This is a genomic window from Pseudomonas sp. Tun-23181 (assembly GCF_057415455.1).
In genome coordinates this window covers 351,325-363,764 of the sequence record NZ_CM171630.1, presented here as the reverse complement: position 1 = coordinate 363,764, position 12,440 = coordinate 351,325, and the positions used below count along the sequence as shown (strand labels likewise).

The 12,440-nt window shown below is 67.1% G+C and carries 7 protein-coding genes; 6 read left to right on the top strand and 1 reads right to left on the bottom strand.

Going from position 1 to position 12,440, the window contains the following annotated elements; translation table 11 throughout:
- Positions 1–21: 21 nt before the first annotated feature.
- Positions 22–5,880 carry a manganese-oxidizing multicopper oxidase MnxG gene (gene mnxG / locus ACDI39_RS02010; RefSeq protein WP_225790102.1) on the bottom strand — a complete coding sequence of 1,953 codons (5,859 nt, stop codon included), beginning with the start codon at positions 5,878–5,880 and terminating at the stop codon, positions 22–24.
- Positions 5,881–6,184: 304 nt separating this feature from the next.
- Here mnxG and ACDI39_RS02005 point away from each other — a divergent pair, with 304 nt between their 5' ends.
- The 6 genes from ACDI39_RS02005 (at position 6,185) to ACDI39_RS01980 (ending at position 12,403) form a co-directional block, all read left to right on the top strand.
- Positions 6,185–7,126 carry a LysR substrate-binding domain-containing protein gene (locus tag ACDI39_RS02005; protein ID WP_368816190.1) on the top strand — a complete coding sequence of 314 codons (942 nt, stop codon included), beginning with the start codon at positions 6,185–6,187 and terminating at the stop codon, positions 7,124–7,126.
- Between the two features lie 125 nt (positions 7,127–7,251).
- Positions 7,252–8,511 (top strand): aromatic ring-hydroxylating oxygenase subunit alpha, encoded by a 1,260-nt coding sequence (locus tag ACDI39_RS02000; RefSeq protein ID WP_368816191.1) that lies wholly within the window; start codon positions 7,252–7,254, stop codon positions 8,509–8,511.
- A gap of 8 nt (positions 8,512–8,519) precedes the next feature.
- Positions 8,520–9,650, top strand: coding sequence for an FAD-binding oxidoreductase (locus ACDI39_RS01995; RefSeq protein WP_225790099.1), 1,131 nt, complete (start codon positions 8,520–8,522; stop codon positions 9,648–9,650).
- Positions 9,651–9,857: 207 nt separating this feature from the next.
- Positions 9,858–11,186 carry an MFS transporter gene (locus ACDI39_RS01990; RefSeq protein ID WP_253080075.1) on the top strand — a complete coding sequence of 443 codons (1,329 nt, stop codon included), beginning with the start codon at positions 9,858–9,860 and terminating at the stop codon, positions 11,184–11,186.
- Positions 11,187–11,372: 186 nt separating this feature from the next.
- The gene (locus ACDI39_RS01985) at positions 11,373–11,759 is read left to right on the top strand and encodes a VOC family protein (RefSeq protein ID WP_225790097.1); all 387 of its coding nucleotides are present in this window, start codon (positions 11,373–11,375) and stop codon (positions 11,757–11,759) included.
- A 74-nt stretch (positions 11,760–11,833) separates the two neighbouring features.
- The gene (locus ACDI39_RS01980; protein WP_368816194.1) at positions 11,834–12,403 is read left to right on the top strand and encodes a hypothetical protein; all 570 of its coding nucleotides are present in this window, start codon (positions 11,834–11,836) and stop codon (positions 12,401–12,403) included.
- The last annotated feature ends 37 nt before the right edge of the window (positions 12,404–12,440 follow it).

Genomic DNA, 12,440 nt, shown 5'->3' with positions numbered 1-12,440 from the left:
GCTCACGCTCCCCCTCTTCTGTCATTGCGCCGGTGCGGTGGCCGGCGGCGCTTCGTGGGTGACCCGCAGCAGGCCCCACAGCCCCGAGACGTTGCCGTAGGCGGCATAGTCGCGGAACAGGTAGTCCCCCGGCACGGCGTTGGCTCCCCCGGCGCTGGGCAGCATGAAGCTGAAGTGCGCCGCCGGCAGCACGCTTTCCTGGGCGCCGATGTAGACCGACATCGGGTTGTAGCCAAAGCGCACCGAGCCGATGCCCGGCAGGCCCATGGGGTAGCCATCGAGGTCGTTCTTCTCGGCCTGGTAGGCGTGCAGCGGCCACAGGTGCCCGTCCAGTTGGTAGGTGATGCCACGGCTGCCGCCACTGGGCATCAGCACGTGGCTGCGCAGTGGCTGCCCGGGCTTGGCCCAGAGCACCGGGGTCTGCGGGTCGCCGCCGACCAGGTCGTTGCTGTAGGCCATGTGGGCGTTGGGCACATCGGCGAAGCCATTGCCGTCGGCGTGGCCGAAGGGTGCGTCCGGCGCCAGGCCGAAGCGCAACCACAGGGGCTCGGTCTTGTAGTTCATGGCCATGTTGCCGTTGTCCTTCGGATCGCCCGGCACACCGTTGCCCTCGGTGTTGATGCCCTCCACCGGCCGGCCATCGGCCCAGCGCATGTTCATCGCGCGTTGCCACACCGTGACGAAGTCGCGGTAGTCGGGCTGGCCGGCGACCTTGACCGTGGCCTGGGCACGGCTGGCTGCGTCCTCGGTCCAGGTGGCGCCCTGCGCCAGGATGCTCATGGCGCCGACCAGGCCTTTCTGCGGCTGCTTGATGAAGTCCGCCGGGGTCAGGTTGAGGCCGCCGAACTCGATGGCCGTGGTGTTGATGTTGTCCACCGTGCGGCCCAGTTGCAGCACCGGCTTGCCTTCGCGCTCCAGATGCCCGGCGTAGTACTGGTACACCTTGCTCGGGTACGCGCCGCTGCTGCCTGCGCGCGGTGGCACGGTCTGCACCGGGTTCAGGCCCACGTTGGCGCCGTCGGACTTGGTGATGTCGTAGGCCAGCAACTGGGCGTGCAGGCCCACGTGGCTGGACGGGCGCATCAGGTTGTTGTTGAAGGCGGTGGAGCCCTCGCTGCCGTTGCGGTCACGCTTGACCACGTGCTGCATCACGGCCGTGCTGGGCAGGTCGGGCATGACCAGCGGCAGGCGGTTCTCCAGGGTGATGCTCAGGCAGTCGCCGGCGTTGGCCCGCAGCACCAGCGGCTCCACCGGGACCCCGGCCTTGAGCTTGCCGGTGGCCGGGTCCAGGTCGGCCTTGCGCACGTACAGCACCGCGGTCGGGTCGTGCAATGGGGCGCTGTGGCCGCCGATGGTGAAGGTGGTGCCCTCCTCCTCGTCGGTCACCGTCACCTGCGGGATGCTGGTCTTGCGGCTGTTAAACACCAAGGTGCCACCGTTGGCCTTCAGCGGGCCGCCGACGTGCTGGCCGACGCCGGCCGGGTCGTCGATGCTGACCCCGTGGTTGTTCTGCAGGATGTCGTTGGCCAGGGCGGCGACGATCTCGTAGCTGCGCTTGACCGTCGGCCGGCTGCCGATGCCGTTGGGGTTGGCGGTGGTTCGCGGGCAGATGCCATCGAACGCCACGGTGTTGCGCATGGCCACCGGCTGCGGGTTGTTCGGCAGCGCGATCAGGTCCGGGCGATGGGCGGTGTAGTTGCGCATGACGCCCCAGATGCCGTTCCAGTAGCCCTCCAGTGCCGCGTCCAGGGAGTACAGGTAGTCACCGTTGGTGGCCGCGGAGCTGGAGATCATCGACACCGGTGCCATGAAGCCCATCTGCTCGGAGATGCCGACCATCTGCGAGGATTTCCACCCCGAGTTGGAGCTGCTGCCATAGCCGGAGCCGTTCTGCAGCCACTTCACGCCGTGCAGGGTGATGTTGTGTTCCTCCTCGTGACCACCGGCATGGATGCGCAGGCGCACGTTGTCGCCGGAATAGGTGCGCAGCATCGGGGTGAATGGGTCGCCCGGCTCGCTGCCCTGGTTGATGTGCGGTGGGAACAGCGTGGTGCCGCCGGTAGGCCCGACCGCCGCGGTGATCGCCGACGGCGCCAGGTTCATTGCCGGGATGGCGCGGTCGGTACGGCTCTGCATGGCGTAGGCCAGGTCGCCGCCGAGGCCATCGGCCTGCATGCCGCGCTTGCCGTCCGGGCCGACCTTGTTGGGATCGAACACGCGCAGGGCCAGCGGCTCGTTGCGGTAGTTGACGACGAACATGCCCGGATCATCCACCGAGATCGCCTGCGGGCACGGCCGGGTCGGGCAACCCGGGGCCAGGCCGCCACGCGACTCGACCACCGCCTCCAGCAGGTTGGACGCCTTCTGCCGCACGGGCGGGTTGATGGCGTAACGGAAGCTGTCAGCCGTGGCCGGATAGGCCTGGCTGTCGGGGATGCCGTCCGGGCCCGCGCCCACGTACACACCCGCCTCGTAGGCATGCTGGAAGTCGCTGTATTCGAGGAAGAACTCGCGGTAGCTGTCGTTGCGGCCATCGCCATCATGGTCGCCGGTGTGGATCACCGCCTGCCACGAGGTCGGCCCGCCATCCTGGCGCACGGCCGGGTCGTACAGCTTCTCGCCGGTCTCGGCGTGGTACCAGGTGGAGCCGGCCGGCTCGGCCAGCACGGTGGCGTACAGGCCCAGTTGCTGGTGGGTCGACGGGCCGAAGTGGTCGTGGGTGAAGATGGTGCCCAGGCCACGGTCGACGTTGTGCACGTTGACCAGCGGGTCGGCGAACCAGCGCTGCATGGCCGTGCGTGCGCCCAGCCAGTCGGCCCTGCCGAAGCGGCCGAAGTACGGGTGCTGCTTGGCTTTCGGGCAGGCGGCGGTGCCCTCGCGTTCGTCACCCTCGGTGCAGCCGTTGAAGCTGCGGATGGCCTGCACGCGCTCCACCAAGCTGCCGGGCGAGAGAACGCCGTCTTCATAGTTCCAGCCGTTGGCCGAGCCGTCGGAGGCGGTCAGGTCCCACTTGGGCAGGTGGATATGCTGGCCGATCACGTCGGTCGGGGTGCGCACCTGATAGTCGTCCATCTCGTAGAACGCCGGGATCAGGTTGGTGTGCTGGTACAGGGTGCAGTCGAAGGTGTTCATGCGCATCACCAGCGGCTCCGGTGGGCGCTGCTTGGTGATGACTGGCCAGGCGTCTTCCCAGAGGGCGATGATGCGCGCCTGCGGAAAGTGGTAGCCGACCTTGTTGTACACCGCGTCGAACTGGATGTTGGCGCCCTTGTAGATGCGCGGGCGGTCGGCGGTGAAGCTGGAGCCGCCACGGAAGTTGAGGCCGGTCAGGCTCTCGCCGCTGAAGAACTCGCCAAGCCCCGAGGCCTGGGTCAGGCGCTTGCCGCGATCGTCCATGCACGGTTCATAGAAGGGCGCGCCGGCGCTGGGCAAGGCACCGTTGGTGCGGAAGTTGCCAGGCTGCAACTGGCCGCCTGGCAGCAGGGCGAAGCTGGCGTGCTCGGCCTTGGCATGGAACCGCATGGCCGCCTGCTCGACCTCGGTGCCCTCTTCCGGCAGGTAGATCGGCTTGGCCTTGTGCACCACCTTGGAGAAGTCCAGCCGGGTGGTGGTGGTCAGGGCCTGGCCACCGGAGGAGAGGCCGTCCAGGGTGTGCCGGCTCAGGCCGCCATCCCAACCGTCGACCTGGTTCGGGTCGAGGTCGGCCCACAGGGCATTGCCACTGTCCTTGAGCTGACGGGCCAGGGCCGGGTCGAGCATGTCCAGCGGCGGGGTCGGCGGGCGCTGGCCGACGCTGCTTTCCATGCCACCGATCCAGAATGGGTAGCCGGGGTTCTTCAGGCTGCCATCGGCGTTGCGGTTGCTCTCGCTGCGATCGACCAGGGCCAGGGAGCCCACTGCGCGGGGCCCTGAGGCGCCATGCCCTGAGTGGTCGTCGCCTTCCTCGTCGTCGTCTTCGTCATCGTCGTCATGGCCGGCGACCAGAGTCTGGGCGAGTTTCGGCACCACCGTCACCTTGCCCGGCATCGGCGCCATGGCCTTGCCGGGCAACGGCACGATCGCCGGGATCGGCGTGCCGGCGATGATCTCGCCGTCCGGCAGGGCCCGGGCACCGGCAGCGGGCTTGCCGCTGCGCAGGGCGAACGGGGTGCTGTGGAAGCCGTTCTCGCTTTCGCCGCTGACCGCCAGGCGGGTGCCCTCCTCGAACACATCGTGGACCCGCCACATGCCCCACATGCCCTGGGCGAAGTGCGGGTAGAAGTGGCAGTGGTAGATGGCATCGCCCGCCACCCGGTTGCGGTTGCCCGAACCGCCGTTGGCGATCTCGTAGGTGTAGCCGACACCCGGGCCGATGCCTTGGGCATCGAGGTAGTCGGAGTTGTCGTCATTGGGGTTGAACAGCCACTGGTGGCCGTGCAGGTGGAAGATGTGCTGCTCGTGGCCATTGTGGGTATTGCGAAACTTGGTGAAGTCACCGATGTAGCTGTGGTGCACGTTGGCCGGCTCCGACGGGTACAGGGCCATGCTGGCCTTGACCCCGGTCGCGCTGGCCGGCGGTGTTTCGCCCGGGCGGATCTGCTCCAGGCCGACGTTGGCCGGTACGTCCACCAGGGTGCCGATGTCGCCCACGGTGTGGGCGCTGAGGAAGAACTCCTCGTAGGCGCACGACAAGCAGTCGTGCATCGGCCCCACGCCGAGGCGGTTGGCCACCACCTCGGCGCCCATGCCGCCAGAGCCGTAGTTGATCATGAAGGAGTCGCGGGTCGGCTCCAGGACGTGGCCCATCACAGGGTCGGCCCAATAGCCGGGAAAGGCCTGGGTGGCGGCCACTTCGTCAGCGAACTGCGAGGCGAAGTCGCGGAACGCCTCCAGGCGGTTGGGCAGTGCCGGGTTGCGCTTGCCGACGCTTTCCAGCGGATAGGTCGAGCGTGGGAAGCTGCCGTCGGGGTTGGGGCCCATGACGATGGCGTCGGTCTCGCTGCTGAGGATCTCGTTGCCGTCGACCATGGCGATGATCGGCTTGCCGGCCTTGCCTTCGGCGATCCACGGCTCGACCTGCGGATAGCGAGCCTCGTAGTCGATCACCGGCTGGCCAGTGGGCGCGCGACCCGTGGTGGCCAGGCGCATTTCCTCCTCGGTGAGGGTGTTGCGGTAGGTGCGGCCGCCCTTGGGCACCACCACCACCTGGCCGAACAGCCCGTTGGCCACGTTCCCGGCCCCGCCCTGGCCACCGAAGGTGGCGCCCAGGCTGGTGGCGGCGAAGGCGCCCTCGCGCTCGGCATAGAGGGTGTAGCTGCGGGTATTGCCGGGGGCGACCAGGAAGCTGCCGTTGCGGCCGGTGTTGGCGGCGATGTCGCTGATGCCGTTGACCGCCTGCATGCCGTTGACCTGGAAGCCCACGTGGCGGTCGGTCACCTGTTCGTCGGCGATGAAGTGTTCTCCGCCCGGGTGCCCGGCCTGGGCGTCGTCTTCTTCCTCGCCTTCGACGTCGTGCTCGTCGTGATCGAGGCCGTGCTTGTTGGGGTTGGCCTGGTAGGCCAGCAGGTTGGTCAGGTTGACCGTCAGGCAGTCACCGGCGGCGACCCGCAGCACGATCGGCCGCGGGCGCTTGTCCGGGCGCAGGGTGACCTTGCCGGGAACGGCGGCACCGCCCTTGGACAGCGGCACCAGGTGCTCGTCCACCACATCCTGGCGCAGGGCGAACATCATGCCGTTGGCGTTCTGCGCGCCAAGGCGGTTGAACATCAGCGGCTGGTCCAGCGCCACCACGTTGGCCACCAGCGTGCGCTGGCATTGCACCGCCGCCTCGCTGGTCGCCTGCCAGCCGAACAGGGCCAGCACGAGTGAAGTCAGGACGGAGCCTTTGAGCGGGGTCATCATGCTGCACCTCCGGGGGACACAGGGACTCTGCGAAGGGCCGGAGCAAGCGGCATGCCATAAATATTCGTGTGGTTTTTCAGTGGGTTGCGGTGACAACCGGAACGAGTTGGGGAGGATTCCCCAGTGGATTCCCCTGAATCGGGGGGCTGTGCAGGTCTTGCGGCTTGTCGCTGGGTTTGGCAGATGCTGGGGCCGCTATCGCCATAGTAAAAAGCCCTAGGACCGGGCTACACCTGCCGCCGTTTTTCTGCCAATGTCTGCCCCGCAGTGCGGACCAGCGCACCGCGCCTTGCCAGGACGTCGAATGAAAACACAAGAAAACGGCAACAAGCACAAAGGCTACCGGCGCATCATCCCGTCGATGACTGCGCTCCTCGAGTTCGAGGCGGTGGCCCGTCACAACAGCTTCACCCTCGCCGCCCGCGAGCTGGGCGTCACCCAGGCGGCAGTGAGCAAGCAGGTCAAGCAGCTCGAGGAGAACCTCGGCACCCAGTTGTTCCAGCGCCTGCACCGGGGCATCCGCCTGACCAGCGAGGGCCAGGCGCTGTTCGCGGTGATCTCCGACTCCCTGCAGAAGATCGCCGCGGTGTTCGACCGCATCAGCGAAGGCAGTGGCGAACAGGAGCTGGTGCTCAGCACCACTGCGACCTTCTCCCAACTGCGTGTCATGCCGCGCCTGGGCAACCTGCGCGCTACCCTGCCGCAGATCCAGTTGCGCCTGGCCACGCAGATGTTCACCGGCGACCTGCGCAACCATGACGTCGACCTGCTGGTGCGCTACGGCAACGGCCGCTGGGAAGACGGCAGCGCGGTGCTGCTGTTCGAGGAAGAGATCTTCCCGGTCTGCTCGCCCGCCTGGCTGGCACGCAATACGCCACCGACCTCGCTGCACGACCTGTACACCAGCGACCTGCTCGACGCCGACGCCACCAGCGAAGGCTGGATGACCTGGCCCACTTGGTTCAGGGAGCAGGGCCATACGCCCCCCAAGCTGCGCTACAGCCTGCGCTGCCACCTGTACACCGACACCATCCAGGCCGCCCTGCACGGCCATGGCGTGGCCCTGGGCTGGGGGCGGATGATCGATCACCTGCTGGCCAGCGGCGAACTGGTACGCCTGACCGAGCTGACGGTCAGGCCACGCGAGGCGTACTACGTGGTGATCCCCCACGGGCGCAGCGCCACCCCGGCCATCCTGGCGCTGATCGACTGGCTGCGCGACGCCCTGCCAGAAGCCGCGCGGTAAAGCCGCCGCTCGCATAACCCTGGGTAATGCGAGCGGTAAAATTAGGCGCGTTGACGCTTTTTCGGGCCGTTCTGATACTGCGGGCACAGCCTCCGTAATGTCTGACAAAGTGCCTGAGGAAAACAATGAACATTGCGCCTGTCCAAAAGAGCCATCGTGAGCTCGTCGCCCTGCGTCAACCCGGCTTCGGCATGAACGGCGAACTGTTCGGCCGCCAGGATATCTTCGACACCGACGTGGATATCTTCTTCACCAAGCACTGGATCCTGGTCGGTGTCACCGCCGACATCGCCGAGCCCGGCGACGTCTCGACCCTCGACATCGGCAAGTCGTCGATCCTCCTGGTGCGCGATGACGACGAGCAGGTCCGGGCCTACCGCAACGTCTGCCGTCACCGCGGCGCGCGCCTGAAGGAGGCCGGCAAGTCCACCGTGGGCATGCTGGTGTGCCCCTACCACCAGTGGACCTATGACCTGGACGGCAGCCTCAAGCATGCCGCGCACATGGGCAAGGGCTTCGACCCCAAGTGCCGCAGCCTGATCCCGGTGCATTGCAAGGTGATCGGCACGCACATCTTCGTTTGCCTGGGCGACAACCCGCCCGAGGACATCGCGGTGCTGGAGCAGACCATGACCCCGCGCTTCGCGCCCTATGACCTGACCAACACCAGGATCGCCCACGAGCAGGAGATCATCGAGAACGGCAACTGGAAGCTGGTGATGGAGAACAACCGCGAGTGCTACCACTGCGCGGGTACCCACCCTGAATTGACCGCCTCCTTCCTGCCGGAGGACTTCGGCTTCTGCACCGACGGCATGGGCGAGGACTCGCTCAAGGCCCTCGACGAATACTACCAGCGCAACGCCGATGCCCAGCGGGACTGGGAGCGCGACGGGCATCTCTGCGCCGCCGTGGAATACCTCGACGAAGACGCCGTGACCCAGTTTCGCACCCAGCGCCTGGTGATCGCCGGACGCGGCGAGTCCCAAACCCTCAGCACCGCAGTGGCCTGCACCCGGCTGTTCGGCGAGCTGACCCGCCGCGACCTGGGCGATACCCACTTGTGGACCCACAACTCCTGGACCCACGTGATGAGCGATCATGCCGTGATCACCTACATCATCCCGCTGTCGCCGGACAGGACCCTGGTGCGCTCCAAGTGGCTGGTGCACAAGGACGCCGTGGAAGGCGTCGACTACGACCTGCAGGCGCTGACCGAAGTGTGGATCGCCACCAACCAGCAGGACGCCAGCCTGGTCGGCATCACCCACAGCGGCACCCAGGACCCGGCCTACGCACCCGGCCCGTTCTCGGCCTTCACCGAGCGCTACGTCGATCAATTCTCCCGCTGGTATGCCGCGCGCCTGGCCGCGCATGGCGTGTGAGGCCAGACATGAACAGCATCCATGTGATCCCCAGCCTGATGGTCGAGGAACGTTTCAACGACCCTGCCCACTGGAGCACCTTCGGTGCCCAGTGGGGCAGCGCCGACAGCCAGCGCCTGGAATGCGTGAGCGTGGTGGACGAAACCCACGACGTGAAGACCTTCACCTTCCGCAGCCCGGTCCACCACGCCATCGCCTACGAGCCTGGGCAGTTCCTCACCGTGTCGCCGCTGATCGACGGGCAGACGGTATCGCGCTGCTATACCCTGTCGTCGACGCCGACCCGGCCGTTCACCGTCTCGATCACCGTCAAGCGGGTGCCCGGCGGTGTGGTGTCCAACTGGCTGCACGACAACCTGCGCAGCGGCCACACCCTGGCCGCGTCGGGGCCGGCGGGCAACTTCACGCCGGTGGCCGGGCCCGCGCGCAAGCTACTGTACCTTTCGGCCGGCTCCGGCGTGACGCCGCTGATGGCCATGACCCGCGCCGCCGCCGACCTGCATGCCGAGCTGGACATCGTCTTCGTGCACAGTGCGCGCACCCCGGCAGACATCATCTTCCGCGCCGAGCTGGAGCGCCTCGAGCGTACCCTGCCCCAGCTGCGCACGCTGTTCTTCTGCGAAGACGTCGGTGACGAGCCTGGCTGGAGCGGCCCCATCGGCCGCCTGTCGCTGCAGGCGCTGCGCCAGCAGGTGCCGGACTTTCTCGAGCGCGAGGTCTTCACCTGCGGCCCGAAGGGCTACATGGACGCAACCCGCGCACTGCTGGCCGAAGGCGGTCTCGACCTGTCCCGCTACCACCAGGAAAGCTTCGACATCAATGCCGAGCCGATCATGGAACCGGCCCCCGCCGAACCTGCCGCAGGCCAGGCCCAGGCCACCTTCAACGTGCGCCTGGCCCGCTCCGGCAAGACCTTCACCATGACCGCCGAGCAGACCGTGCTCGCCGCGGCGAAGAAGGCCGGCGCCATCGTGCCGTCCTCCTGCAGCCAGGGCGTATGCGGCACTTGCAAGACCGCCCTGCTCGAAGGCGACGTCGAGATGAAGCACAACGGCGGCATCCGCCAGCGCGAGATCGACAAGGGCCTGCGCCTGCTGTGCTGCAGCCGGCCGACTTCGGACCTGGTCATCGACCTCTGACCGGGCGCCTCGGCGCCCCTTCCCTTCACCCTGCCACCTCTGCAGCACCTGTGCCTTGCCGCGCAGAGGCTTGGCGCGAGCCCACAGGTTCACCCACGTCCATCCTGCCGCCAGCGGCCTGACACGCCGCGCCATGGACCCACTCGCTGAACAAAGGCCGCCTGACGGCCTGAAAACAACAAAAGCTCAGCTGTACCAGGAGAAACCATGACTCACCCCGCTCAATCGATCGAAGACGTCCCCCTGAACCACTTCCATCGACTGCTCACCCTGCGCTCGGCCGGCGGCTCGTTCGTCGACGGCTACGTCCTCAGCCTGATCGGCATCGCCCTGATACCCACCGCCGCCGCCCTCGGCCTGGACAGTTTCTGGGAAGGCATGATCGCCGCCTCGGCGCTGATCGGCATCTTCTTCGGCGGTTTCCTCGGCGGCTGGCTGACCCACCGCCTGGGCCGTCGCCGTGTGTATTTCATCGGCCCGCTGCTGTTCATCTTCGCCTCGCTCGCCCAGTACTGGGTGCAGGATGCCCAGACCCTGTTCATCCTCAGGTTGATCATCGGTGTGGCCGTGGGCATCGAGTACCCGGTGGCCACCTCGATGCTGGTGGAGTTCATGCCGAAGAACGCCCGCGGCCCGCGCCTGGCCGGCTTCATCGTCATCTGGTTCGCCGGTGCTGCAACGGCCTACGGGCTGGGCGAGATCATCCTGCGCCTGGGCGATGCCGAAGCCTGGCGCCTGGTGCTGGCCAGTGCCGCGGTATTCGGCGCGGTGCTGCTGCTCCTGCGCCTGGGCACGCCCGAGTCGCCGCGCTGGCTGCTGAGCAAGGGCCGGAATGCCGAGGCCGAGCGGATCATCAAGCAGGTCTACGGCCCGGCATTCTCCCTTGCACATCTGCCGGAGGAGCCACGCAGCAGCACGCTGTCGGCCTGGGACTTGATGCGCGCCGGCTATGGCCGACGTATGTTGTTCGTCAGCGCGTTCTGGAGCTGCTCGGTGATTCCGCTGTTCGCCGTATACGCCTTCGCCCCGAAAGTGATGGACGCGCTCAATCTCAAGGGCGATTGGGCCTCCCTCGGTTCGATGGCGATCACCCTGCTGTTCGTGGTTGGCTGCATCCTCGCCGCGCGGTTGATCAACAGCATCGGCCGGCGCAACCTGCTGATCGGCAGTTTCCTGTTCTCGGGACTGGCGCTGTTCGGGCTGGGGCTGTTCCACGACAGCAACGCCCTGCTCATCCTCATCCTGTTCGGCGCCTATGCCGTGGCCATCGGCGGTGCCCAGGTACTGGCACTGGTCTACCCCAACGAGATCTTCCCCACCGAAATCCGCGCCCAGGCGGTCGGCGTCGGCACCTCGCTGTCGCGCATCGGCGCGGCGGTGGGCACCTACCTGGTGCCCATCTCCCTGCAGGACTATGGCATCGCCCATACGATGTACGCCGCCGCGGCGGTGACCCTGGTGGGGTTGCTGGTCAGCTGGGCGCTGGCGCCGGAAACCCGCTCGCTGAACCTGCAGCAGGCGGCAGCCTTGAGCTGAGCCGTTGGCGGCGCTTCGCCCCCCGGCAAGCCTGCTTGCGCAGGGACAGCGCCAAACTTCAGGATTGCGCTGTACCCTGTGGGCTTGCCAGCGATGGGCAGCAAAGCAGCCCCGCGATGGCATGGCAACACGAGCACCGGGCGTCTTTACTTGCAGGTAACTGCCCACAGGAAGGATGCATTGCCTATGAAGATCGTCGTCACCAGCATTCTCGTCGACGACCAGGCCAAGGCCCTGGCGTTCTACCACCATGTACTGGGCTTCGAGCCCAAGCACGACATTCCCATGGGCCAGCACCGCTGGCTGACCCTCACCTCGCCCAACGACCCCGACGGCGTCGAGCTGCTGCTCGAGCCCGACGTGCACCCGGCCGCCAAGGCCTTCAAGGCGGCGATCAAGCAGGACGGGATTCCCGCCACCTCCTTCGGCGTCAAGGACATCCAGGCCGAGTACGCACGCCTGTGCGCCGCGGGCGTTCATTTCACCCAACCGCCGACGGCCATGGGGCCGGTCACCGTGGCCGTGTTCGACGACACCTGCGGTAACCTGATCCAGATCGCCCAGCGACATTGAGCGACCACGCCAGGCGGTTCTTCCGCTACAGTGCCCTTTCCCGCCAAGAAGCGCAGCCACAATAAGGAAACCCAATGCGCTACGAATTCAGCGAAGTCCTCAACGACCTGGTCGATTACTTCCTCGTCGGCGACATCCAGTTGCTCGAACGCTTCAAGGAAGAGAACGACCTGCCCGACGACCTGGCCTACGAGTTCACCCACAACGACAGTGGCGACCAGGCGGTGCTCGCGGGCGTCGTCTTGCCCCTGGCCGGCATCGAGAACCTGCCCTACCGGATCATCTTCAGCCTGAACGAAGCCACCCCCGTCCTGCGCGAGGCCGGCAGCCGGCTGCAGCACCGCCGGGCTGGCTACCTGCTGCGGGTGGAGCATCGCACGCTGATGCTGTTCACCTGGCGCATCCTGCAGCACTTCACCAACAAGACCCTCGGCGACCTGCTGGCGCGCTACCAGCAGCCTGGGCGGCCGATCATCGAGCTGGACAACGGCTGGTACGAGGTCGAGGTGCTCGCCGGCGCGGTGTTGCGCGATGGCCTGTACGAACCGGCCTTCGAGTTCATGCTCAAGCGAACCGGCGGCCCCGGGGCCGCCCGTGAAATCGACATCGGCTATCGCTTCAGCCTGCAGGACTGTTTCGACTGAACCGGTGTGCCCCCATTCGCGGGCAAGCCCGCTCCCA

Coding starts and splice junctions, on each gene's coding strand:
- mnxG (WP_225790102.1), bottom strand. CDS start 5,880: ATGATGACCCCGCTCAAAGGCTCCGTCCTGACTTCACTCGTGCTGGCC.
- ACDI39_RS02005 (WP_368816190.1), top strand. CDS start 6,185: ATGAAAACACAAGAAAACGGCAACAAGCACAAAGGCTACCGGCGCATC.
- ACDI39_RS02000 (WP_368816191.1), top strand. CDS start 7,252: ATGAACATTGCGCCTGTCCAAAAGAGCCATCGTGAGCTCGTCGCCCTG.
- ACDI39_RS01995 (WP_225790099.1), top strand. CDS start 8,520: ATGAACAGCATCCATGTGATCCCCAGCCTGATGGTCGAGGAACGTTTC.
- ACDI39_RS01990 (WP_253080075.1), top strand. CDS start 9,858: ATGACTCACCCCGCTCAATCGATCGAAGACGTCCCCCTGAACCACTTC.
- ACDI39_RS01985 (WP_225790097.1), top strand. CDS start 11,373: ATGAAGATCGTCGTCACCAGCATTCTCGTCGACGACCAGGCCAAGGCC.
- ACDI39_RS01980 (WP_368816194.1), top strand. CDS start 11,834: ATGCGCTACGAATTCAGCGAAGTCCTCAACGACCTGGTCGATTACTTC.